This window comes from Enterobacter sp. CC120223-11, assembly GCF_900215375.1.
In the GTDB taxonomy this organism is placed as follows: Bacteria; Pseudomonadota; Gammaproteobacteria; order Enterobacterales; family Enterobacteriaceae; genus Scandinavium.
The window spans coordinates 41,515-65,825 of the sequence record NZ_OBEF01000005.1 but is presented as its reverse complement, the minus strand read 5'-3'; the positions used below and the strand labels follow the sequence as shown (position 1 = coordinate 65,825).

Annotated in this window: 21 protein-coding genes and 1 pseudogene; 13 read left to right on the top strand and 9 right to left on the bottom strand. The window is 56.1% G+C overall.

Annotated elements, in window-relative coordinates; genetic code table 11:
- Positions 1-9: 9 nt before the first annotated feature.
- Positions 10-1,002 (bottom strand): D-xylose ABC transporter substrate-binding protein, encoded by a 993-nt coding sequence (xylF, locus tag CRO87_RS07595; RefSeq protein WP_097162506.1) that lies wholly within the window; start codon positions 1,000-1,002, stop codon positions 10-12.
- 371 nt (positions 1,003-1,373) lie between these two features.
- Between xylF and xylA the strand changes: the two genes are divergently transcribed.
- The 4 genes from xylA (at position 1,374) to CRO87_RS07570 (ending at position 5,834) form a co-directional block, all read left to right on the top strand.
- Positions 1,374-2,696, top strand: coding sequence for a xylose isomerase (gene xylA / locus CRO87_RS07585; RefSeq protein WP_097162333.1), 1,323 nt, complete (start codon positions 1,374-1,376; stop codon positions 2,694-2,696).
- Between the two features lie 101 nt (positions 2,697-2,797).
- Positions 2,798-4,252, top strand: a complete 1,455-nt coding sequence (gene xylB / locus CRO87_RS07580; protein ID WP_097162332.1) for a xylulokinase — start codon at positions 2,798-2,800, stop codon at positions 4,250-4,252.
- 89 nt (positions 4,253-4,341) lie between these two features.
- Positions 4,342-4,881 carry an isochorismatase family protein gene (locus tag CRO87_RS07575; protein WP_097162331.1) on the top strand — a complete coding sequence of 180 codons (540 nt, stop codon included), beginning with the start codon at positions 4,342-4,344 and terminating at the stop codon, positions 4,879-4,881.
- Complete coding sequence (locus tag CRO87_RS07570; RefSeq protein ID WP_097162330.1) at positions 4,878-5,834, top strand: GlxA family transcriptional regulator; 957 nt, start codon at positions 4,878-4,880, stop codon at positions 5,832-5,834. The genes CRO87_RS07575 and CRO87_RS07570 overlap by 4 nt, the downstream gene beginning before the upstream one ends.
- On the opposite strand, the gene CRO87_RS07565 is transcribed toward CRO87_RS07570, so the two are convergent.
- Positions 5,790-6,785 (bottom strand): acyltransferase, encoded by a 996-nt coding sequence (locus CRO87_RS07565; RefSeq protein ID WP_097162329.1) that lies wholly within the window; start codon positions 6,783-6,785, stop codon positions 5,790-5,792. The two genes, CRO87_RS07570 and CRO87_RS07565, sit on opposite strands and share 45 nt — an antisense overlap.
- 184 nt (positions 6,786-6,969) lie before the next feature.
- On the opposite strand from CRO87_RS07565, the gene CRO87_RS07560 reads away from it, so the two are divergent.
- From CRO87_RS07560 to glyS, 3 genes are all read left to right on the top strand, one after another.
- Positions 6,970-7,272: a YsaB family lipoprotein gene (locus tag CRO87_RS07560; RefSeq protein ID WP_097162328.1), complete on the top strand. Its 303-nt coding sequence runs from the start codon at positions 6,970-6,972 to the stop codon at positions 7,270-7,272.
- 147 nt (positions 7,273-7,419) lie between these two features.
- On the top strand, positions 7,420-8,331 hold the full coding sequence (glyQ, locus tag CRO87_RS07555; protein WP_004126458.1) for a glycine--tRNA ligase subunit alpha: 912 nt from the start codon (positions 7,420-7,422) through the stop codon (positions 8,329-8,331).
- A 9-nt stretch (positions 8,332-8,340) separates the two neighbouring features.
- Positions 8,341-10,410 (top strand): glycine--tRNA ligase subunit beta, encoded by a 2,070-nt coding sequence (gene glyS / locus CRO87_RS07550; protein ID WP_097162327.1) that lies wholly within the window; start codon positions 8,341-8,343, stop codon positions 10,408-10,410.
- A gap of 102 nt (positions 10,411-10,512) precedes the next feature.
- Here glyS and CRO87_RS07545 read toward each other — a convergent pair whose 3' ends face one another.
- A complete protein-coding gene (locus tag CRO87_RS07545) occupies positions 10,513-11,394 on the bottom strand; it encodes a hypothetical protein (RefSeq protein ID WP_097162326.1) in 882 nt (293 codons plus the stop codon).
- A 413-nt stretch (positions 11,395-11,807) separates the two neighbouring features.
- Between CRO87_RS07545 and pncA the strand changes: the two genes are divergently transcribed.
- From pncA to CRO87_RS07525, 3 genes and pseudogenes are all read left to right on the top strand, one after another.
- Positions 11,808-12,614 carry a bifunctional nicotinamidase/pyrazinamidase gene (gene pncA, locus CRO87_RS07535; protein ID WP_217992665.1) on the top strand — a complete coding sequence of 269 codons (807 nt, stop codon included), beginning with the start codon at positions 11,808-11,810 and terminating at the stop codon, positions 12,612-12,614.
- Between the two features lie 251 nt (positions 12,615-12,865).
- Positions 12,866-13,036 (top strand): annotated as a pseudogene (locus tag CRO87_RS07530) (DALR anticodon-binding domain-containing protein); the annotation flags it as partial.
- Positions 13,037-13,305: 269 nt separating this feature from the next.
- Positions 13,306-14,928: an ABC-F family ATP-binding cassette domain-containing protein gene (locus tag CRO87_RS07525; protein WP_097162324.1), complete on the top strand. Its 1,623-nt coding sequence runs from the start codon at positions 13,306-13,308 to the stop codon at positions 14,926-14,928.
- 46 nt (positions 14,929-14,974) lie between these two features.
- Here the strand turns inward: CRO87_RS07525 and CRO87_RS07520 are convergent, their stop codons facing one another.
- Entirely contained in the window at positions 14,975-15,262 is a 288-nt protein-coding gene (locus tag CRO87_RS07520) for an HTH-type transcriptional regulator (RefSeq protein WP_097162323.1), read from the bottom strand.
- 249 nt (positions 15,263-15,511) lie between these two features.
- Positions 15,512-16,870 carry an MFS transporter gene (locus CRO87_RS07515; protein ID WP_097162322.1) on the bottom strand — a complete coding sequence of 453 codons (1,359 nt, stop codon included), beginning with the start codon at positions 16,868-16,870 and terminating at the stop codon, positions 15,512-15,514.
- A gap of 377 nt (positions 16,871-17,247) precedes the next feature.
- On the opposite strand from CRO87_RS07515, the gene CRO87_RS07510 reads away from it, so the two are divergent.
- Complete coding sequence (locus CRO87_RS07510; protein WP_097162321.1) at positions 17,248-17,958, top strand: DUF3053 domain-containing protein; 711 nt, start codon at positions 17,248-17,250, stop codon at positions 17,956-17,958.
- Positions 17,959-18,057: 99 nt separating this feature from the next.
- Here the strand turns inward: CRO87_RS07510 and ghrB are convergent, their stop codons facing one another.
- Together ghrB and CRO87_RS07500 are read right to left on the bottom strand one after the other, a co-directional pair.
- A complete protein-coding gene (gene ghrB, locus CRO87_RS07505) occupies positions 18,058-19,029 on the bottom strand; it encodes a glyoxylate/hydroxypyruvate reductase GhrB (protein ID WP_097162320.1) in 972 nt (323 codons plus the stop codon).
- Positions 19,030-19,153: 124 nt separating this feature from the next.
- A complete protein-coding gene (locus CRO87_RS07500) occupies positions 19,154-19,816 on the bottom strand; it encodes an OmpA family lipoprotein (protein ID WP_097162319.1) in 663 nt (220 codons plus the stop codon).
- Between the two features lie 167 nt (positions 19,817-19,983).
- Between CRO87_RS07500 and CRO87_RS07495 the strand changes: the two genes are divergently transcribed.
- A complete protein-coding gene (locus CRO87_RS07495; protein WP_097162318.1) occupies positions 19,984-22,317 on the top strand; it encodes a molybdopterin guanine dinucleotide-containing S/N-oxide reductase in 2,334 nt (777 codons plus the stop codon).
- On the opposite strand, the gene CRO87_RS07490 is transcribed toward CRO87_RS07495, so the two are convergent.
- Positions 22,286-22,726 (bottom strand): N-acetyltransferase, encoded by a 441-nt coding sequence (locus CRO87_RS07490; RefSeq protein ID WP_097162317.1) that lies wholly within the window; start codon positions 22,724-22,726, stop codon positions 22,286-22,288. The two genes, CRO87_RS07495 and CRO87_RS07490, sit on opposite strands and share 32 nt — an antisense overlap.
- Positions 22,704-23,285, bottom strand: a complete 582-nt coding sequence (gene tag, locus CRO87_RS07485) for a DNA-3-methyladenine glycosylase I (RefSeq protein WP_097162316.1) — start codon at positions 23,283-23,285, stop codon at positions 22,704-22,706. The genes CRO87_RS07490 and tag overlap by 23 nt, the downstream gene beginning before the upstream one ends.
- A 206-nt stretch (positions 23,286-23,491) precedes the next feature.
- On the opposite strand from tag, the gene CRO87_RS07480 reads away from it, so the two are divergent.
- On the top strand, positions 23,492-24,139 hold the full coding sequence (locus tag CRO87_RS07480) for an autotransporter domain-containing protein (RefSeq protein WP_255252496.1): 648 nt from the start codon (positions 23,492-23,494) through the stop codon (positions 24,137-24,139).
- Positions 24,140-24,311 lie beyond the last annotated feature (172 nt).

The window sequence follows — 24,311 nt, the reverse complement described above, 5'->3', positions numbered from 1 at the left end:
CGCGCGGAATTACAGTTCACTCTTTTTGTGGAAGCCGTCTTTAATCACGGTGGCGTCGATATTGGTTTTATTCACTTCAATCGGCGTGAGCAGGCGTGCTGGCACCTCTTTCAGGCCGTTATTGAGCGTGGCGTCGGATTTCGGCTGCTGGCCGTTGCCAAGTTCTACCGCAATTTCGGCGGCGGTGTTGGCAAGTTCGGTGATGGGTTTATAAACCGTCATCGTCTGGGTGCCAGCAATAATGCGTTTCACACCCGCGAGATCCGCATCCTGACCTGAAATGGCGACTTTGCCTGCCAGCCCCTGGGCGCTCAGGGCCTGAATCGCACCGCCTGCGGTGGCATCGTTGGAGGCGACGACGGCATCAATTTTGTTGCTGTTGGCGGTCAGCGCATTTTCCATGATTTTCAGCGCATTTTCCGGCAGCCAGCCGTCGGCCCACTGATCGCCCACGACTTTAATTTTGCCGTCGTCGATGTAAGGTTTTAACACCTTCATCTGCCCGGCGCGGAACAGCTTGGCGTTGTTATCCACCGGTGAGCCGCCCATCAGGAAGTAGTTGCCCTGAGGCACTTTCTCAACAAGGCTTTGCGCCTGCATTTCACCGACTTTTTCGTTATCAAAAGAAATATAGTAATCAATATCCGCATTATTAATCATGCGGTCGTAGGCCAGCACTTTAATGCCTTCCTGCTTCGCTTCTTTAATGACGTTGCTTAATACCTGGCCGTTGTAAGGAATAATGACTAATACATCCACGCCGCGGTTAATCATATTTTCAATCTGCGACATTTGCGTTTCTTCATTACCGTTAGCCGATTGGACAAATACTTTGGCACCTAAGGATTCGGCTTTATTCACAAAGATATCGCGATCTTTCTGCCAGCGCTCAAGACGCAGGTCGTCGATTGCCATGCCGATTTTCACTTCCTTAGCGATGCCCGCAAAGCTTGTCAGCAGCAGTGAGGCGCAGAGCGTGAGGCAAAGTTTTTTCATCTTCATCATCGTAGGGCCTTTTGTAAGTATGTAGGGTGTATGACTGGCGAAAAAAGAAACGAATACGATGGATACGCTGCAAATTTTTAGCACGGGTAAGATTTCTGGCAATTACAGATTTTTATCTTCGGATTACGATATTTGGTTTATTTGTTGAATTATGACCGCGATCGAATTTTAAATCGTTTCAGCCTTTTGTTGCATGGATGTATGGAAGGTCGGTCGTAAAAGAAAATCACGCCTGGATATTTTGCGAGCCAGCGCACGTTTGTGGATTCTCTTAATAGCAGTGTGAAATAACGTAATTGAGCAACCGCAAAACAGGTAACAGTATTACCGCACAACCTGGTATTCGCCGCGTCCAATGGAGTTCAATTATGCAAGCTTATTTCGACCAACTCGATCGTGTCCGTTATGAAGGCCCGAAAACGCAAAATCCGCTGGCTTTCCGCCACTACAACCCGGACGAGCTGGTGCTCGGCAAGCGCATGGAAGACCACCTGCGGTTTGCGGCCTGCTACTGGCACACCTTCTGCTGGAACGGGGCGGACATGTTCGGCGTGGGCTCGTTTGACCGCCCGTGGCAGCAGCCGGGCGAAGCGCTGGCGCTGGCAAAACGTAAGGCCGACGTGGCATTTGAGTTCTTTCACAAGCTGAACGTGCCTTACTACTGCTTCCACGACGTGGACGTGTCGCCAGAGGGCGCGTCGCTGAAAGAGTACCTGAATAATTTCGCACAGATGGTGGACGTGCTGGCTGAAAAACAGCAGCAGAGCGGCGTAAAACTGCTGTGGGGAACCGCCAACTGCTTCACCAACCCGCGCTATGGCGCAGGTGCCGCCACCAACCCCGATCCGGAAGTGTTCAGCTGGGCCGCCACGCAGGTGGTCACGGCGATGAACGCCACCCATCAACTCGGCGGCGAAAACTACGTCCTGTGGGGCGGGCGTGAAGGCTATGAAACCCTGCTCAACACCGACCTGCGCCAGGAGCGCGAACAGATTGGCCGCTTCATGCAGATGGTTGTAGAGCATAAACACAAAATTGGCTTCCGTGGCACGCTGCTCATCGAGCCAAAACCGCAGGAGCCAACCAAGCATCAGTACGACTATGACGCGGCGACGGTCTACGGCTTCCTGAAGCAGTTCGGTCTGGAAAAAGAGATTAAGCTCAATATCGAGGCTAACCACGCCACGCTTGCGGGTCACTCCTTCCATCATGAAATCGCCACCGCCATCGCGCTGGGCCTGTTTGGTTCGGTGGACGCCAACCGCGGCGATGCGCAGCTCGGCTGGGATACCGATCAGTTCCCGAACAGCGTGGAAGAAAATGCGCTGGTGATGTATGAAATTATTAAAGCGGGCGGCTTTACCACCGGTGGCCTGAACTTCGACGCCAAGGTGCGTCGCCAGAGCACCGATAAATATGACCTGTTCTACGGCCATATCGGCGCGATGGACACCATGGCGCTGTCGCTGAAGGTGGCGGCTCGCATGATTGAGGACGGCGAGCTGGATAAGCGCGTGGCGCGTCGTTATGCAGGCTGGAACGGCGAGCTGGGTCAGCAGATCCTGAAAGGGCAGATGTCGCTGACGGACATTGCGAAATACGCCGAACAGCATAACCTTTCACCACAGCACCACAGCGGGCATCAGGAGCTGCTGGAGAACCTGGTGAATTATTATCTGTTTGATAAGTAAAGCCTGATTGCCCGGTGGCGCTTCGCTTACCGGGCCTACAAAATCTGTAGGCCGGATAAGCGTCAGCGCCATCCGGCATTGTTTAATCAAGGAGCCGCCTTATGTACATCGGGATCGATCTCGGCACGTCCGGGGTAAAAGTCATTCTGTTGAGCGAGCAGGGCGACGTGCTGGCCACGCAAACGGAGAAGCTGACCGTATCAAGGCCGCATCCTCTGTGGTCCGAACAGGATCCTGAGAGCTGGTGGCGGGCCACGGATAGCGCGATGAAAGCGCTGGGTGCCCAGCATTCGCTGGCAGAGGTTAAAGCATTGGGAATTGCCGGGCAGATGCACGGTGCAACGCTGCTCGACAAACAGCAACGCGTATTGCGTCCTGCCATTCTGTGGAACGACGGGCGCTGCGCGGAAGAGTGCGCAATGCTGGAGGCGGCGGTGCCTCGCTCCCGCGAGATTACCGGTAACCTGATGATGCCAGGCTTTACCGCCCCCAAACTGCTGTGGGTGAAGCGCCACGAACCTGATGTGTTCAGCCAGGTGGATAAGGTGCTGTTGCCGAAAGATTACCTGCGGCTGCGCATCACGGGTGAGTTTGCCAGCGACATGTCAGACGCGGCAGGCACGATGTGGATGGACGTGGCAAAACGCGACTGGAGTGATGAAATGCTTCAGGCGTGCGGCTTAGCGCGCGACAACATGCCTGCGCTGTCTGAAGGCAGCGATATCACAGGCGCGCTGCTGCCGTCGGTAGCTCAGGCATGGAATATGCCTGCCGTGCCCGTTGTCGCAGGCGGGGGCGATAACGCCGCGGGCGCCGTTGGCGTCGGCATGGCGGACGCGGGCCAGGCGATGTTATCCCTTGGTACATCAGGCGTTTACTTTGCCGTCAGCAACGGTTTCCTCAGCAAGCCAGAGAGCGCGGTGCACAGTTTCTGCCACGCGCTGCCGGGCCGCTGGCATCTGATGTCTGTGATGCTGAGCGCGGCTTCATGTCTGGACTGGGCGGCGAAATTGACCGGCCTCGGAGACGTTCCTGCGCTGTTGGCTGCCGCGCAAACGGCAGATAAAAATGCCGATCCGGTATGGTTTTTGCCGTACCTTTCCGGCGAGCGTACGCCGCACAACAACCCGAACGCAAAAGGCGTCTTTTTCGGTCTGACCCATCAACACGGCCCGGCGGAGCTGGCGCAGGCGGTGCTGGAAGGCGTGGGTTTCGCGCTGGCAGACGGGATGGACGTGGTGCATGACTGCGGCATCAGGCCGCAAAGCGTGACGCTGATAGGTGGTGGGGCGCGCAGCGCATACTGGCGGCAGATGCTGGCCGATATCAGCGGCATTGCGCTGGACTACCGCACCGGCGGTGACGTTGGTCCGGCATTGGGGGCGGCACGCCTTGCGCAGCTTGCCATGCACCCAGGCAAACCGTACTCCGAATTGCTGCCGCAGCTCGCGCTGGAGGAAACGCATCAGCCTGATGCGGCGCAGAATGCCGCCTATGCGTCGCGCCGTGAAACCTTCCGTCAGCTTTATCAGCAGCTCAAACCGCTGATGTCCTGAAGCGGCGGTTGGCTGTCCTTTTTTGACCTTATCAGGCCACCTGTTCGTGTCCAGAATGTGTTTACACCGACACGAACAGGAGTCTGACCATGTCCCGCACCGCATTGATTAACATTGATACCCAGCAGTCCTTCGAACATCGTGATTACTGGAAAACCACCGATTTACCTGCCTTCCAGGCATCGATGCTGACGCTAATTGCCGGCTGCCAGCAGCGTAACGTGCCGATTGTGGATATCTTCCACGTCGATGAGCAGGGCGCGTTCTCCCTGGAGAGTGGCTTCGTCAAGCCAATGTCCTTTTTACGCCATCAGCCGGATGTTGTTTTTCACAAACATGTGCACAATGCATTCACCGATACCGGGCTGGATTTTTGGCTGCGAAGCCGTGACATCAACCATCTAATTATTTGTGGACTGCGCACCGAACAGTGCTGCGAAACCACGACGCGCGTGGCTTCCGATCTCGGCTATCAGGTCACTTTCGTCACCGAAGCGACGCTGACCTTCCCGATGACTCACAAAGGCGTTACTTTGGACGTGGAGACACTGCGCCACCACACCGAAACCGTGCTGGAAGGGCGCTTTGCCACTGTGAAAACCGTTGCGGAGACGCTTGAATCGCTATGACTACTGACGTCTGGTTCGTGATGTTGCCTGGGGTGCTGTCGCTGGATATGACCGGCCCTGCAGAAACGTTCGTGCTGGCGGGGGATGCGTTCCGCCTGCACTACATCGGGCCGGATGCGGAAGTGCCGACGTCTATCGGCATGACGATGGGTAATATTGAGCCGCTGCCGGAGCGGCTTCCGGCGGGTAGCCTGCTGGTGTTGCCCGGCGTCTGCGATTCAAACCACTTCTTTTCCACGCGGCAGGCCGAACAGGTGCGCCGCTGGCTGACGCGCCAGCAGCCGCAGCTACATGCTCGCGAGATAACCCTGATGTGCGTCTGCTCCGGTTCGCTGCTGGCGGCGAAGGCCGGGTTGCTGCACGGCGTGCAGTGCACTACCCATCATGATGTGATTACGCGCCTGAAGGCCGCAGCACCCGGGGCTATCGTCAAAGAGAACCGTATTTTCATTGAAGATAAAGGCATCTGGACCAGCGCAGGGATCACCTCGGGTATCGATCTGGCGCTGCATCTTATCAACCGGCTGTACGGCCCGGAGCGTGCGATGGCGGTGGCGCGCGAGATGGTGGTGTGGTTCCGCCGCTCCGGCGATGATCCGCAGCTTTCTCCCTGGCTGCGCTATCGCAATCATCTTCACCCGGCCATTCACCGGGCGCAGGATGCGCTGACGGCGGCCCCTCAGCGCGCCTGGCCGCTGGCGGATATTGCTGAACGGGCGCACGTCACGCCTCGTCATCTGACGCGTTTGTTCAGGCAACATCTTGGGATTAGCGTGAGGGATTATCTGGAGCAGCTCCGCCTGGCGCTGGCCGAACAGCGGCTTTTGCAGGGAAGCGGAATGGAGCAGGCGGCGCTGGCGGCCGGTTTTACCTCTGCCCGCCAGCTGCATCGCGCCCGCACCCGAGCCCTAACTCACCAGCCGACGAGTGTCGATCCGCTGCACCAGCATTGAGAGCAGCAGGCTGCCTGCAATGGTGGCGCAGAAAATCCATAGAATATCGAGTAGCGGCCAGCTCTTCAGCTCGATGCCGCCAGATCGCAGCGCATGAATGATCAGTGCGTGGAATCCGTAAATCCCTAACGAATACTGCGAAATAGTGCTCAGTCCCGGTAGTTCGCGGCTGTTCAGCATGTTTTTCACGAAGATGAACAGCGTGACGGCGCAGATAAACACCATCGGCCCGGCGTACAGATACCAGGTATCCGCGAAGTTGCCGCGCCATTTCAGTTCATGCAGCGTGCCGCGTGAAATCACCCAAACCGATGCCACAAACAGGCCCGCGCATAGCAGCGTCAGCGGTTTTTTGTCGGTGTTCATCATCCCCAACGCGCGGCCGAGCAGGCCATAGAGCACGTAGTAAAAGGTGTCGCCATCGATGTACAGATTCACCGGCAGCCATTGAAATTGGCCCATTTTCACCGGCACAGTATTGGGGTTCGCCACCACGCCAAGCACGATCATCAATGCCAATAGCATCCAGCCGCTAACGCTTTTTACCTGAATCAGCGGTGAGAGCAGGTAAATCACAAAAATCGCGAAGAAAAACCACAGGTGATAGAACACCGGCTTTTGCAGCAGGTTCTTCAGCGACAGCTCCACGTTGATATGGGTGAACAGCAGAATGTAGGCCAGCGCTATCGCGCTGTAGAAGAGCAGGCACAGGCCTATCCGCAGGAAGTGGCGTGGCTGGGCGCTGCGCTCGCCGAAAAACAGATAGCCTGAAATCATGAAAAACAGCGGCACGCTGACGCGGGAGGCAGAGTTTAACAGGTTGGCAATATCCCAGTTGAGCAGGCTGGTGCTGTGGGCGTTGGTGACATACCAAGTGGTGGTGTGAATCATCACCACCATCAGGCAGGCAATCCCTCGCAGGTTGGTTACCCAGTTAATCTTTCCTGACATCGGTTCCTCAGTGTGGTACTAAAAAAAGTCTGACCGGTGAGCCCGGCCATTGTCCCTTTGGAAAATTCTGAGTTTACTGCGGTTTGCTTGTCGGCCCGGGAACCGATTCGCAGAATGCAGGGTCAGAAAAACACTCTAGTCTTAAAACGACAATAACAGGCAAAGAATAAGGCCGTTACCCAAAATGATGATGAAGTATTTCGTGCCGTTGCTGCTCGCCGTGGCCCTCGCAGGGTGCAGCGCGTCAAAAGCCCCTGAACAGAAGGCTCAGCGGGCGAAAATCGACCCGACTCGTTCGCTCAACATGGAGCAGCTCTGCAAAAATAAAGCGGCGTTGCGTTACAACACGGGGGCGCAGAAGGTTGATGTGACTGGCTTTGAGCAGTTTCAGGGCAGCTATGAGCTAAAAGGCTATACGCCGAAGAATGAGAGTTTCATCTGCTCTTTTGACGCAGACGGTCAATTTTTACACCTTTCGATGCGCTAAGCGGCAGGGGCCGCGGGGGGAAATCTCTTATGTTTCCCCAATATTCCGTCAATATTCGGCAAACTAAGCCATTCATACTGTATATCTCGCAGCCAGCGGGTATACTTGACGCTTCCTTAATTCCACACGTATCCAGCACGAAAATATATGCAAAAGTTTGATACCAGGACTTTCCAGGGCCTGATCCTGACCTTACAGGATTACTGGGCTCGTCAGGGCTGCACCATTGTTCAACCACTGGACATGGAAGTCGGCGCTGGCACCTCCCATCCGATGACCTGTCTGCGCGCGCTCGGCCCGGAGCCGATGGCGACTGCCTACGTGCAGCCGTCCCGCCGCCCGACTGACGGTCGCTATGGCGAAAACCCGAACCGTTTACAGCACTACTATCAGTTCCAGGTGGTGATTAAGCCTTCCCCGGACAACATTCAGGAGCTGTATCTCGGATCCCTGAAAGAGCTGGGCATGGACCCGACCATCCACGACATTCGCTTCGTGGAAGACAACTGGGAAAACCCAACGCTGGGTGCCTGGGGTCTTGGCTGGGAAGTGTGGCTGAACGGCATGGAAGTGACGCAGTTCACCTACTTCCAGCAGGTTGGCGGCCTCGAGTGTAAGCCAGTCACCGGCGAAATCACCTACGGTCTGGAACGTCTGGCGATGTATATCCAGGGCGTGGACAGCGTGTATGACCTCGTCTGGAGCGACGGCCCGCTGGGTAAAACCACCTACGGCGACGTGTTCCACCAGAACGAAGTGGAGCAGTCCACCTATAACTTCGAATACGCCGACGTCGACTTCCTGTTCTCCTGCTTCGAGCAGTATGAGAAAGAAGCTCAGCAGCTGCTGGCGCTGGAAAACCCGCTGCCGCTGCCTGCCTACGAGCGTATTCTGAAAGCCGCCCACAGCTTCAACCTGCTGGACGCGCGTAAAGCCATCTCCGTCACCGAGCGTCAGCGCTACATTCTGCGCATTCGCACCCTGACCAAAGCCGTGGCAGAAGCCTATTACGCTTCCCGTGAAGCCCTTGGCTTCCCGATGTGCAACAAGAATAAATAAGAGGCGGCCATGTCTGAAAAAACTTTCCTGGTGGAAATCGGCACCGAAGAGCTGCCACCAAAAGCCCTGCGCAGCCTGGCAGAATCCTTTGCTGCGAACTTTACGGCCGAGCTGGATAACGCCGGTCTTGCCCACGGCAACGTTGAGTGGTTCGCCGCTCCTCGCCGTCTGGCGCTGAAGGTGGCGGGTCTTGCGGCAGCGCAGCCCGATCGCGAAGTTGAAAAACGCGGCCCGGCGGTTTCTGCGGCGTTTGACGCCGAAGGCAAACCGAGCAAAGCGGCTGAAGGCTGGGCACGTGGCTGCGGTATCACCGTAGACCAGGCTGAGCGCATCGCAACCGACAAAGGCGAATGGCTGCTCTATCGCGCCCACGTGAAAGGCGAAAGCGCAGAAGCGCTGCTGCCAAATATGGTGGCGACGTCGCTTGGCAAACTGCCAATTCCAAAACTGATGCGCTGGGGCGCGTCCGACGTGCAGTTCGTGCGTCCGGTTCACACCGTGACCCTGCTGCTGGGCGACAAAGTCGTTCCGGCAAAAATTCTCGGCATCGATTCCGATCGCGTGATCCGCGGCCATCGCTTTATGGGCGAGCCGGAGTTCACCATCGACAACGCCGATCAGTATCCGCAGATCCTGACGGAGCGCGGCAAAGTCATTGCTGACTACGAAGCGCGTAAAGCCACCATCAAAGCAGATGCCGAAGCTGCAGCACGCAAAATCGGCGGCAACGCCGACCTGAGTGAAAGCCTGCTGGAAGAAGTCACCTCGCTGGTGGAATGGCCGGTCGTGCTGACCGCGAAGTTCGAAGAGAAATTCCTCGCGGTGCCTGCGGAAGCGCTGGTCTACACCATGAAGGGCGACCAGAAGTACTTCCCGGTCTACGGCAACGACGGCAAGCTGCTGCCAAACTTCATCTTCGTGACCAATATCGAGTCAAAAGATCCGACCCAGATTATCTCCGGTAACGAGAAGGTTGTTCGCCCACGTCTGGCGGATGCAGAGTTCTTCTTCAACACCGACCGTAAAAAGCGTCTGGAAGACAACCTGCCGCGCCTGCAAACCGTGCTGTTCCAGCAGCAGCTCGGCACCCTGCGCGATAAAACCGACCGCATTCAGGCCCTGGCGGGCTGGATTGCCGGGCAGATTGGCGCTGACGTCAATCACGCAACGCGTGCGGGCCTGCTCTCCAAGTGTGACCTGATGACCAACATGGTGTTCGAATTTACCGACACCCAGGGCATCATGGGCATGCACTATGCGCGTCACGACGGCGAAGCCGAAGACGTGGCCGTTGCGCTGAACGAGCAGTATCAGCCGCGCTTTGCGGGTGATGACCTGCCGTCCAACCCGGTAGCCTGTGCTGTCGCGATCGCCGATAAAATGGATACCCTCGCGGGCATCTTCGGCATCGGCCAGCATCCGAAAGGCGACAAAGACCCGTTTGCTCTGCGTCGTGCCGCCCTCGGCGTGCTGCGTATCATCGTTGAGAAGAACCTGAACCTCGATCTGCAAACGCTGACCGAAGAAGCGGTGCGTCTGTACGGTGACAAGCTGACCAACGCGAAGGTTGTGGATGAGGTGATTGACTTTATGCTGGGCCGCTTCCGCGCCTGGTATCAGGACGAAGGCTTCACCGTTGACACCATTCAGGCCGTGCTGGCACGTCGTCCAACCCGTCCGGCGGACTTCGATGCACGCATGAAGGCGGTGTCCCACTTCCGCACCCTGGAAGAGGCAGCAGCGCTGGCGGCAGCCAACAAGCGTGTTTCCAACATTCTGGCTAAGTCTGACGAAACGCTGAACGAGAGCATGCATGCTTCCCTGCTGAAAGAAGCGGCGGAAATCAAGCTGGCAACCCACGTGGTTGTTCTGCGTGACAAACTGCAGCCGTTCTTCGCCGAAGGCCGCTATCAGGATGCGCTGATCGAACTGGCGTCCCTGCGCGAACCGGTGGATGAGTTCTTTGAGAACGTGATGGTGAACGCCGACGATAAAGACGTGCGCATCAACCGTCTGACGCTGCTGGCCAAACTGCGTGAGCTGTTCCTGCAGGTCGCGGATATTTCTCTGCTGCAGTAACCGATTTGCGTATATTTAAGGCAAATGCAATCTGACGGTGACCGATAAACAACCGGTCACCGTCCGGTTTTTGGAACTATAGCTTATAACCAGGTCGTGAAATTAAAAGTAGGTTTCCACCCAGGCCGCTCGCCATTTGCTCGAACCGTTAACTGGAGTAAAATCTGGATTATTGCATTTTACTTCTTCAACGCAGGTAAAAATCGTCCCTTTATTAAATACTCTGTCGGCTTTTTCGAATTTTCCAACGTTTTCGGTGAAACCGGAAAAATCATAACTGGTTACTTTAGGTGTAACATTAAAAGCATTATCCATATCCATGCAGAAGCCCTGATCCGCACCTCTCAGGCAGATGTCGCGTTTTAGTAAGACTTCATTAGTGGGTGTTTTTACCCGGTTAAAAATAGTAACTTTGCTGCTTCTCTGCAGCTCAGGTGCGGTAAATGAAAGGCTGAATTTATCTTTGCTAATTTGAACACCTTTCAGCAAGCTTTCTGTTGCAGGATCAAAGGTCCATTCGGTTTCTAGCTGATCCTTTTTATTTTCTCCTTCTGGCATAAAGTTTAAATCAACCTTAACTATTTCACCCTTATTGTAGTTTGTCTTACTTTTTAACGGAGTACAGCCGAGCACAAAGCCCTCCTGGCAAAATTTCCTGGAAAGGGTTCGGTACTCTCCGTTGTCCTGTACGGCTGCCTGCACCAGTGATGTATGTGGTAGCCATCCCATGGAAAAACCTGTGATAGCAGTGTCTCCATAAGATTTGAAATAATGCGTACGATAAAATCTATTCTCAGCTAATAGCCAGTGAACGGCACCGCGATAATCCTCCTTATTCTCCAGGCTATACTCAGCACTCCAGTTGTCGCGCTCAATATAAGAAGGTCCATTAATATACATATGGTCGATGTTTGCATGGGCAGAATAAGCACTGAAAATTAACGGTAAGACCAGTAAAGCGAGAGGTTTTCTTTTAAGTTCCATTTAATGCACCTTTTTGAAAGTAATTATTCCCAGGAGAAACAAAAAGTAACATAACCTTTTATCATTTCAACCAGCCTGGATGCATTCTGGAAAATTCTCGCCCACCAAAAGATCAATCTTAATGAATAAACGAAAATTTATTTTTGGCTGAAAGCGAGCAGCGTTTTGATAAGGATAAATATAGCCGTTGCGTGAGTTAGCCCAGGATTTGGGCTGATGATTATTGTAACCGCAGCTATACATCATTTCGGTATCTGAGCGCCGCATCAACGTTGATTTTCTTCGGCATAACCCCGCCAAAGAAATACCTTATCGATCTTGCCTTTTATCTCATAGATCCGTCCCGTTAACTCATTGTAAAAACGGCATTCAAGACCGCTTACCTGAGCTAACTATCAAAGGGATTTATTGGAATGAAAGGTATTTTTACGCCTCCTCAAAAGCAGAATGCGCCGTGTGACTCATCGGCGGGGGAAGGTCTGCCGTCGTTGTCGAGAAGACACTTGATTGCCGCAACTTTTGGCGCCACGGCCATGATCGCATGCGGCGGAGCGATTGCGCAGACAGAAAACCGTCAGAAAACAGCACGCAACGGAAGAGGGGGCGGTAAACGTGCGCTGATTATTGTCGACATGCAGAATGACTTTCTTCCCGGTGGCGCGTTGGCGGTGGAGAGGGGAGATGAGATTATTCCGGTCATTAACGCCCTCTATGAGAAGTTCGACACCATTATTGTTACTCAGGACTGGCATCCTCATGGCCATATTTCGTTTGCCAGCGCCCACGATGGCAAAGAACCTAATGACACCATTGATACTCCCAATGGTCCTCAGATTCTTTGGCCCGATCACTGCGTGCAGGGCACCTGGGGAGCAAAGATTTGTAAGGATCTGCGCATCACTAAGGCCCAGCTGATCATCCGCAAAGGATATAATATCGACCTGGACAGCTACTCCGCGTTCAAAGAAGCGGACGGTCAGACGCCTACGGGGCTGGCGGGATATCTGCGCGAGCGCGGGATCGCGCATCTTTTCGTTACCGGAGTCGCGACCGATTTTTGCGTGGGCTGGACCGCTATTGACGCCGCCAGTCTCGGTTTTGACGTAAGCGTAGTTGAAGATGCAACCCGGGGAATTAACCTTGATGGCTCGCTCGACAAAGCCTGGGAGGCAATGAAGAAAGCTGGCGTCAGCCGCATTAAGGCCAGTGATATTGGCTGACTCAGGAGGACCGTATTACCTTTTCTGTCACTGGAGGACATGACTTCACCGGTGGCATGGATACGCTTTCTTCGTGTTGCAGAATATTTTACCCGGCAAACGGCAGGCGGCTTTACTGTTCAGGCGGGGGGATACTCATCGACAGTGCAGTTCCTGCTGTCGATGGCCCGATAAAGTTAGGCCCGGCAGCTTTGGCCTTAACGTACCTGTCCTCAATATGCCACAGGCAAAGATCGGAAGGATTACGCTGCTACCAGAAAGTGCTGGTGGAGCTGGCGTCCCTGCGCGAGCCGGTGGATGAATTCTTCGAGAACGTGATGGTGAACGCGGAAGATAAAGACGTGCGTATCAACCGTCTGACGCTGCTGACTAAGCTTCGTGAGCTGTTCCTGCAGGTGGCGGATATTTCTCTGCTGCAGTAAGTGGGGCCGGGTGTTGTCTGATGCCCTAACCCCAACCCTCTCCCTCGGGAGAGGGGAAATCAGAAACCCGCAGCCGCGGGTTTTTTTATGCCTGATGGCGAAAATTTAGCCTTGAAACCCCATGCCGTATGCGGCTATCCTGTGCCGCGACGAACCCCTCGTCATATCCGGAGTCTCTGCTGAAAATGAACAATCACGACTGATGAATTTCGCCCCTGACACAACGCATTGCGTTGGCGGGGAGGTTTTAATTTCATTCAGGAGTGCTTATGGCTCATTTTTATGCGCAATCCCCTTCTTTTATTTTGCATCAGGTCACCTGTCAGTTTGCGACGGGCGATGTGCTGTTTGGTCCGCTGAATTTTTCGCTTGAATCCACGCTGTGCGGTCTTGTCGGGCGCAACGGCAGCGGCAAGTCCCGGCTGTTGCAGCTGCTGGCAAATATCGATTTCCCTGCTCAGGGGCATATTGAGCGCTTCTCGCAGGTTGCCTACGTTGCCCAGGAGCATCAACTTCCTCCCGGTTGCACCCTGGCTGAACTGCTTGGTCTGAGCGATCGCTATGAGGCGATGGCCCGTGTGGCAAAAGGTGAAATGCTGCCGGAAGACGCCGATCTGCTGGACGGACACTGGGATTTAGCGGAGCGGCTAAGTGCCGGGTTTGCTGAACTCTCTTTACCTGTTTTTGACCCACAGCTTCCGGCGGCTTCCCTGAGCGGTGGAGAGCGGGTAAAAGCCCTGCTTTGCGGCGCGTTTCTGTCCGGGGCTGATTATCTGCTGCTGGACGAACCGACCAACCATCTGGATCGGGCCGGGCGGGAGTGGTTCTGGCAGCAGCTTTCACGCTGGCGCGGTGGAGCGCTGATTGCCAGCCATGACCGCGAGCTGCTGAGCAAGTTACCGCACATTCTGGAACTGGCCGCAGGCGAGCTGCGCAGCTATGGCGGTAATTTTGACGTCTGGCAGCAGCAGCGCGATGCCGAACAACAGGCGGCCCGCGCCGCACTGGAGCATGCGGCCACAGAGCGTCGGCGCACCCGCGCACGAATGCAGAAAGAGCACGATGCCAGCCTGAGACGTTCGGCGCAGACATTACGGACGGTGGATTCGCTGAATATCGCCTCCTTCGAGCGTGTGGCCTATAAAGGTGCCGCCAAAGCACGCCCGGGCACGATTCGTCGGCAGCACAGCGAGCAAAATGAGGCCCTGAATGCCGCGGTGAAACAGGCTCGTGAACGGGTGGAAGAGGACGCCACGGTAATGTTTACGTTGCCCGGCAGCCAAATTGCCGCAGGAAAACAGGTGCTGGAATTGAAGGATTTAGTGCTGCCACACGCAGCCCTGCCGCCGCTGAACATCCTGCTAACGGGGCCGATGCGCATTGCCCTGCGTGGGCCAAACGGCTGCGGCAAGACGACCTTATTAAAGGTGATTCAGGGGCTGCTCCCTCCCGTTTCGGGGAGTTGCAGGCTTTCCGTTCAGGCGGCCTGGCTCGATCAGCATCTCAGCCAGTTCGATCTGTCTCTCTCAGTCATGTCACTTCTGAATCTCGGTGATACGCCGCTCGAGGAGGGCGTGCTGCGCAGCCGCCTGGCACAGCTGCAGCTTACCGCCGATAAGGTCACGCTGCCGCTCGCCTCACTCAGCGGCGGTGAGCGCCTGAAGGCGGCGCTGGCAGGCGTGCTCTGGCGGCGGGAGGCGACACAGCTTCTGCTGCTGGATGAGCCGACCAACCATCTGGATTTGGCCTCCACGCAGGCAATCGAAACCGCGCTGTCGGCGTTTCCTGGGGCGATGATGGTGGTGTCGCACGATGAGGCATTTTTGCAGGCGCTGAGCCTCACGCACGTGTTGGAGTGGCGAGAAACAGGCTGGGAGTTCAGGACGTTATAAACAAAAACCCCCGCAGAAGCGGGGGCGGTCAGAAAGGTCGTGCTACTCAGGCAACGTGTTTGCTACCGGCAATATTTGCCTGAATTAAGCGCATAAGCATCAGTTCGCTGGGCGTCGGCTTTTCTCGTCTCGATTCCCACTCCTGCACCATGCTTACGCTCACGCCCATCGCCCGGGCGAAATCATCAATTTTTAAACCGGAGCCTTTACGCAGTTGCTCAAACTCGGTAAAGGCAGTGGGCTTTTGGGTCAGGGTAATTCTCTGTGATTCGTCTTTAAAAACAATGTTTTCCAGACTACTCAGCAGTTCAGACATCGGATCTTTAACTTCCATTGAGAACTCCTCTGGAGGGCCAAATGAGATTGTTATTATTGGCAAGCTCATTAAGCGTAGTCAGTAAAATGGGTGAGGTGTTGTCACGGGAGTGATTATTCGTGCGATATATTTGGCCTGACGCGTTTCAGCCAGAGGCCCGACAGAACTAATTATCTGATAAAGAACCGGGAAAGTTGTTCAGCGCTTTTTTTGTAAATCGACCGTAAAAAAACGCAAAAGGGCGGGCGCAGCGGCCCGCCGTTGAGATCAGGCTTTTTGCGTCGCTTTCGGGATGTCGCGGGTTTGGTTACGGGTCGGGCGGGTAACGAGATACTTAATCATCAATGCCGAGGCGGACAGCAGCGCCGGGATAGCCAGCAGCATAAAGATCGTTTCAAACGACAGCTCGGCCTGCATCAGGAAGACGCCGCTGAAGGCCCCAAGAATGCCGCCAAAACGCCCGATGCCGAGCATCCACGCTACGCCCGTGGCGCGGCCCTGCGTCGGGTAGAAACCGGCAGCAAGTGCTGGCATGGAGGACTGCGCGCCGTTCATGATGCTGCCTGCGATAAACACCATCACGCCCATCAATACCAGGCTGCTGGTCGAGAAACCGACGAGGCAGACGAACACGCCGGTCAGCAGCCAGCCGACGGCCACCACTTTGTTCGGATTGAATTTGTCCATCAGCGCACCGAGCACCAGCACGCCGATGCCGCCGCCGAGTGGGAACAGCGCGGTGATCACCGAGGCCTGGCTCATGGTGGCACCGGTTTCACGAATGAGCAGCGGTAGCCAGCTGGTCAGCAGGTAGAAAATCAGCAGGCCCATAAAGTAGGTCAGGCAAAGCATCACGGTGCCGACGAGGTAGCGCGGCGAGAAAATCACGCCCAGCGCGGATTTCTCCTGCACTTCACCCGCCTCGTGCAGGACAAAGTGAGTCTCTGCGGGCAGCGGAGCGATGCGGTTCAGGATGGCTGCCACCTGCTGCTGAGATTTGTTTTTCGCAACCAGGTAGCGGACGGACTCCGGCAGGAAAAACAGCAGCACGACAGCCATTACCAGCGGCATCACGCCGCCGAGGATCAGCACGCTTTGCCAGCCGTAGTGCGGGATCAGCCAGGCAGAGACAAAGCCACCGAGCGAAGAGCCAATCGGGAAGCCGACGAACATCAGATTCACCAGCAGCGCGCGACGGCGCTCCGGCGCATATTCGCTCATCAGCGTGGCGGCGTTTGGCATGGCCGCACCCAAGCCGAGGCCGGTGAGGAAGCGCAGCAGCGTCAGTTGGTTCAGGCTGGTAGCTGCCGCAGTCAGCAGGCTGAACGTACCAAACACGATGATGGAGAGGAGCAGCACCTTTTTACGGCCAATACGGTCCGCCATCGGGCCTGCGGTCAGTGCGCCGACGGCAAGGCCGACCAGCGCGGCGCTCATGACCGGGCCGAGCGCCGATTTCTGCACGCCCCATTCCTGAACGAGATCAGAGGCGATAAAGCCGATGATGGCGGTGTCGAAACCGTCCAACGCCACGGTAATAAAGCACAGTACGAGGATCATCCACTGATATTTCGTGAACGGATGCTCGTTGATAAAGGCCTGGATATCGGTTGTTGTCTTTGTCATGTCGCGATTCCTGGGAGGTAAAATGTGCGATTATCGAACATCAATCCGGTAATCGTTCATTCAATCAAACCACCCGCGCGCTTTTTCGACAACGTGCTGGCCCGGGGAAGCGTGCGATTATCGTACGCGGAAAGATCACACGCACAAAAAACCTGAATAAAGCAGTTTTAATTCATGATGTTATAGGTTGAATGCCGGGAAAGAACAATTTCACGAAGTGTGATGCGGGCAACAAATCATTAACATTAGGCGGCGAGCGGAATTTTCCGATGATGAACGCAGGAAAGGGTATCCTGTGAGGCCCGTGTCGACTATCCTTGTCAACGTCAGGCACGTGTGTGCCGGTTTGCGCTTTTTTTGGCTGAAGGAGTATGAAAATGGCGACAGGAAAGTCCTGCTCTCGCTGGTTTGCGTCCGTGGCGGCGTTGTTGATGGTAGTTAGCCTGAGTGGATGTTTCGATAAAGAAGGCGATCAGCGCAAAGCGTTCATCGACTTCCTGCAAAATTCCGTGATGCGGAGCGGCGAGCGTCTGCCGACGCTGACCACCGATCAGAAAAAACAGTTTGGTCCGTTCGTCTCCGATTATGCGGTGATCTACGGCTATTCGCAGCAGGTGAGCCAGGCGATGGATGCAGGTCTGCGTCCGGTTGTCGACAGCGTGAACGCCATCCGCGTGCCGCAGGATTACATGACCCAGCGTGAGCCGCTGCGTCAGGCGAACGGTGCGCTTGGCGTGCTGAGCCAGCAGCTGGAAAATGCCAAAATGCAGGCCGACGCGGCGCACTCAGCGCTCAAGCAGGGCGACGATCTGAAACCTGTGTTCGATCAGGTGTACAACAAAGTTGTAACTCAGCCTGCTAACGCGATGCAACCGCTGATCCCGGCGGCGCAGATCTTCACCCAGCAGCTGGTGCAGGTGGGCGATTTTGTGGCCCAGCAGAACACTCAGGTGAGCTTTGTGGCGAACGGTATTCAGTTCCCGACCTCGCAGCAGGCAAGCCAATACAACTCGCTGATTGGCCCATTGGCCTCCCAGCATCAGGCGTTTAACCAGGCCTGGACCGCGGCGGTGAACGCCACGCGTTAATTGGCGTTAGAGCCCGGTGGCGCTGTGCTTACCGGGCCTACAAACTTATCCGGCCTACGCGTAGGCCCGGCAAACGCAGTGCCGCCGGGCAATTCCCTCTTAAAGAACCTGCGGATTGACGCAGTTCTTTTCCACTTCCCCGTTCAGGGCATTTATCAGGTTATCCACCGCCGTTTCTGCCATCGCATAGCGCGTTTCATGGGTCGCGGAACCGATGTGCGGCAGGGCCACCACGTTTGGCAGCTTCAGCAGCTCAGAGGACACCGGCAGCGGCTCCTGCTCGAAAACGTCCAGTCCTGCGGCATGAATGTCACCGTTTTTCAGCGCGTTAATCAGCGCCTGCTCGTCCACCACCGGGCCACGGCCTGCGTTGATGAAAATCGCCGATTGTTTCATTTTGCGGAACTCCTCTGCGCCGAACAGGTGACGGGTTTCCTCGGTCAGCGGCAGAATCGAGCAAACAAAATCCGCTTCCTGTAATAGCGTGTCGAGGTCACAGTGGCGCGCGTTGAAGCGCTCTTCCGCCTCTTTGTGCTGACGGCGCGCATTGTAGAGCACCGGCATGCCGAAGCCAAAATGCGCGCGCTGCGCCAGGGCCAGGCCAATGCGCCCCATGCCGACGATGCCGATGGTTTTATGGTGAACGTCAGTGCCGAACCAGTCCGGGCCGATGCCCTTCGTCCATTCGCCCGCTTTCACGCGCTCTGCCACTTCAACCACCCGCCGGGCGCTGCTCAGAATCAGGGCCATCAGCGTGTCGGCGACGGTTTCGGTCAGCGCGGTGGGCGTGTGCATCAGCAGCACTTTGCGGGCGTTCAGCGCGCTGACGTCATAAGTGTCATAGCCTACGGAAATGGTGGACGCCGCTCGCAGCGCGGGCATGCTCTCCAGCAGTGCCGCATCAACGGTTTCGCTGGAGCCAAGCAGGCCAACAGCTTGCTTAAAAGTGTCGGTATGCTTCTGAACCGTACCGGGGCTGATATCGGGCAAAACGGTGACCGTGAAGTGGGACTCGAGGCGCTGCTGTAAATCCTGGGGTAAGGCTTTATAGAGAATAACGGGCGGCTTCATGACTTCTCTCCGTTGATTAGCAAGCTAGCAATCAGAGTAAGCCAACACAGGAATGAAATGCCAGTCCATATTTTAGGGGTGAGGAAAAGTACCCGGCCACCGAAGGCCGCCGGGTGATAAAGACTTACTGCAGTGGACTGAGGGTAATTTCCACGCGACGGTTCTGCGCTTTGCCTTCCGCCGTGCTGTTGCTGGCGATTGGGTTCGCCGGGCCCATACCGCTGGTGCGAATGCGGTTAGATGCCACGCCCTGGGTAATCAGCGAGCTGGCAACGGACTCCGCGCGCTGCTGAGACAAGCGCATGTTCAGCTCCTGGCCGCCGGTGCTGTCGGTGTAGCCCACCACGTTGACGGCGGTTTTTTCGTACTCTTTAAGCACCATCGCCACGCCGGTCAGGGTGTTGGCACCCGCCGGTTTCAGGTTGGCGCTGCTGCTGTCGAAGGTGACGTTGTTCGGCATGTTCAGCACGATGTTGTCGCCGTTACGGGTGACGCTGACGCCGGTGCCCTGCATTTTTTCGCGCAGCTTCGCTTCCTGCACGTCCATGTAATAGCCTACGCCGCCGCCGACGGCCGCACCCGCTGCGGCACCAATCAGCGCGCCTTTGCCGCGATCTTTTTTCGATGACGACAGCATGCCGATACCCGCGCCCGCCAGCGCGCCAATGCCTGCGCCGATGCCGGATTTACCCGCTTCACGCTCGCCGGTGTAAGGGTTGGTGGTACAGCCGGAAAGGGCCAGTGCGCCGCTGACCATAGCAGCAATCACGATTACGCGTTTTTTCATCTTATTTCCTTAATCCTTTTTATTCTTTGCCACGACGGACGTGGCGGTTGATTATGACGCGTGATTGCGTGGAAAATTCCAAAGGCAATTCTTAAATATGTAAATAAATTGAACGCTGACGAAAAAATCGGCGTCGCAACACCTGCATCTGTAAACAGGAGCCTGTTTTGGCCAACTCATCTGCAACAAAAACCGTTCTGACCGCCGCCCACTGGGGACCGATGCTGGTCGAAACCGATGGCGATACTGTGCTGGGCTCGCGTGGCGCGCTTTCCGGAACGTTTGAGAACTCGCTGCAAAGCGCGGTGCGCGACCAGGTGCACAGCAAAACGCGCGTGCGTTACCCGATGGTGCGCAAAGGCTTTTTGGCTTCGCCAGGCTCTCCGCAGGGCGTACGTGGGGAAGATGAGTTTGTGCGGGTGAGCTGGGATGATGCGCTGAACCTGATTCATACGCAGCATCAGCGTATTCGGAAGAGCTACGGCCCGTCGTCGATTTTTGCAGGTTCCTACGGCTGGCGTTCAAACGGCGTGTTACACAAAGCTGCGACGCTGCTGCAACGCTATATGAGCCTTGCGGGCGGCTATACCGGGCATCTGGGTGATTACTCTACCGGCGCTGCGCAGGCGATTATGCCTTACGTGGTCGGCGGCAATGAGGTCTATCAGCAGCAGACAAGCTGGCCGATGATTCTGGAACATACCGACGTTGTGGTGCTGTGGAGCGCCAACCCGCTCAACACGCTGAAAATCGCCTGGAACGCCTCCGACGAGCAGGGCATTACCTTTTTCGACAAGCTACGCCGCAGCGGTAAACGGCTGATCTGCATCGATCCAATGCGATCGGAAACCGTTGATTTCTTTGGTGATGCAATGGAGTGGATTGCCCCGCACATGGGCACCGATGTGGCGCTGATGCTGGGCATTGCGCATACCCTGGCAGAAAACGGCTGGCAGGATACAGAGTTCCTGGCACGCTGTACGACAGGCTATGAAGAGTTTGCCGAATATCTGACGGGCGAGCGCGACGGCGTGGCCAAAACCGCCGAGTGGGCGGCGGAAATTTGCGGCGTTGAGGCGGCCAAAATCCGCGAGTTGGCGAAACTGTTCCATGAAAACACCACCATGCTGATGTCCGGCTGGGGTATGCAGCGCCAGCAGTTCGGCGAGCAGAAGCACTGGATGCTGGTGACGCTGGCGGCGATGCTCGGGCAAATCGGTACACCGGGCGGCGGCTTCGGCCTTTCATATCATTTCGCCAACGGCGGCAACCCAACGCGCCGTGCAGCGGTGCTGGCCTCAATGCAGGGCAGCGTGAAGGGCGGGACGGATGCCGTCGATAAAATTCCGGTGGCGCGCATTGTTGAAGCGCTGGAAAGCCCTGGCGCGCCGTATCAGCACAATGGCATGGACAGGCACTTCCCTGATATCCGCTTCGTCTGGTGGTGCGGCGGGGCCAACTTTACCCATCATCAGGACACCAACCGCCTGATCCGCGCCTGGCAAAAACCGGAGCTGGTGGTTATTTCCGAATGCTTCTGGACCGCAGCCGCGCGCCATGCGGATATTGTCTTACCGGCGACGACCTCGTTCGAGCGCAATGATTTGACCATGACCGGCGACTACAGCAACCAGCATCTGGTGCCGATGAAGCGGGTGGTGCCCCCGCGCGACGAGGCGAGGGATGACTTGGCGGTCTTCGCCGATCTCTGCGAGCGCTGGGAAGAGGGCGGCTACGAGCGTTTTACCGAGGGGAAAAGCGATCTCGAATGGCTGGAAACCTTCTACGACATTGCCGGGCAGCGCGGGGCTAGCCAGCAGGTCACTCTGCCGCCGTTCCATGAATTCTGGGAGGCCAATCAGCTGATTGAAATGCCAGAGAGCGAGCAGAACGCGCAGTTCATTCGGTTTGCGGCATTCCGGGAAGATCCGTTGGCCAATCCGCTGAAAACCGACAGCGGCAAAATTGAGATCTTCTCGCAGCGCATCGCCGGGTTTGGCTATGCCGACTGTCCGGGACACCCGACGTGGCTTGAGCCTGACGAGTGGCACGGCAATGCCCAGTCCGGGCAGCTCCAGCTGCTGTCGGCGCACCCGGCGCACCGTCTTCACAGCCAACTCAATCACACTTCCCTGCGTGAGAAATATGCCGTGGCAAACCGTGAGCCTTTGACGCTGCATCCTGAAGACGCGCACGCGCGGGGAATAAACGACGGCGATTTGGTTCGAGTCTGGAACGGGCGCGGACAGGTGCTGGCCGGAGCCGTTGTCACCGAAGGCATTCGTCCGGGGGTGATTTGCCTGCACGAAGGTGCATGGCCGGATCTGGACCGCAGTGCGGGTGGGCTGTGCAAAAACGGCGCGGTGAACGTGCTGACCAAAGACATTCCCAGCTCGAAGCTGGGGAACGGCTGCGCGGGAAACACGGCGCTGGTGTGGCTTGAGAAATACAGCGGGCCGGTGCTGCCGCTTACAGCATTCGATCCGCCTGCCAGCGCATAAGCCAGGTCGGCTGTTGTGTGTCATCCTGCCATGCGCTGTCTTCAATACGAAAACCCTGCGCATGGTAGAAATTCACCGCCCGGCTGTTCTTCTGATACACCTCAAGGCTTAAGTCCGGGTAGCGATCGCAGATAAACGTGAGCAGCGCCCGGCCAATGCCGTGCCCGATACTCTGCGGGGCGACAAACAGCGCCCCGATAAAGCGCTGATCCATCACGCTGATAAAGCCTTTCACTTCACTTTCTTCTTCCCATACCCAGGTGTGCGCCGAGGGGAAATAGACGTCGCGCACCAGCGCTTCGCTTTCGTGCCAGTAGCCTTCGTCGATAAAGGGATGTGCGTAAATGGTGCTTTCAAGCCACAGCTTCAGCAAAGGGCTGCGGTCGTTACTTTGCCATTTGCGGATCATCCTCGCCTCCGGAGTAGCAGAAGCAGCTGGTGACGTGGTCATTGACCAGCCCGCAGGCCTGCATAAAGGAGTAACAGATAGTGGTGCCCACGAACTTGAAGCCGCGTTTTTTCAGCGCTTTTGACAAGGCATCTGAGGCGGGCGTGCTGGTGGGGATCTCCGACAGGCTGGCGGCGTGACGGATTTGTGGCTGATTATCGACAAACGACCAGACGAAATCGGTAAAGTCCTCGCCGTTGGCCTGCATCGCTAAAAAGGCACGCGCGTTGCCAATAATGGCCTGAATTTTCCCGCGATGGCGAATGATCCCGGCGTTTTGCACCTGTTGCTCAACATCGTCTTCGGTCATCGCCGCCACTTTGATCGGGTCGAAGTGGTGGAAGGCTTCGCGATAATTTTCCCGTTTTTTCAGCACCGTTATCCACGAAAGCCCCGCCTGCTGGCCTTCGAGGCAGATCATTTCAAACAGCTTCTGGCTATCCCGCTGAACAACGCCCCATTCGTTATCGTGGTAATCCCTGTAAAGCGGATCTGTACTCACCCAACCGCAACGTTCCATCTGATTCTCCCACTTTTTGATGTCGATGAAGAAATGTGCAACCTGCCTTGACGACAGAAATAAAATGACAATATTTAGTAATACGCAGTCGCGTAAAAAATCATAACAACAATGCCGGGTTCGGCTCTGTCGGAGTCGCAAAAATGATTATTAAGAAATGCAATGGCTTTCGGGGTTGTGTCTACCCGGCTTCTGTTTTTGTGTGGATGTCTCTGGCGGCACCCGCCATTGCCTGGCAACAGGAATATATCGTTTCTGATGCCCAAAGTAATACGGCGGAACGCTATACCTGGGATAGCGATCACCAACCGCGTTATAACGATATTCTTGCCGAGCGCATCAGTGCGGCGCAAATGCAGCCTGGCATCGCCATGAATCAGCCCGATGATACACCGCTGGATACGACACGCACCTTAAGCGTGGGATGGAATATGCCGCTGAGTGCACTGTTTTCCACCGGGCCGGTGGCGAGCTGGCATTATGATGGCTCTGCAACCTCAATCTGGAACGAATTTGGCGACAGTGGGACCAGCACCACGGCGCTGACCGATCCGATGTGGCATGCCAGCATCAGCACGCTCGGCTGGCGTTTTGATTCTCAGCCGCTTTGGGGCGTCCATCCCTGGGCGCAGATTAGCTACAACCAGCAGTTTGGCGAGAATCAGTGGAAGTCCCAGTCGGGCCTGAACCGGACGCCGTCCACCACCCAGGACGGTAACTGGGTCGATGTCACCGTTGGGGCGGATATGCTGTTGAATCAGCACGTTGCAGCCTATGCTTCGTTATCCCAGGCGGACAATATGGCCGAAGGAGCGAACTACCTCTATGTGATGGGCGTGAGTGCGCGTTTTTAACATTTAACGATCGTTTTCAGTACATCGCTATTTCTGTTTGATCACAATGGTGGCGCATTCTGGCGCGATAGTGACTGCTCACGTTTCTGCTTTTCCTTTTTCGGCAATGCCATTCATTCTGCTTTTAGTGCATTTCATTCCGCACTGACGGCAGTTCATGCCTTTTTTAACC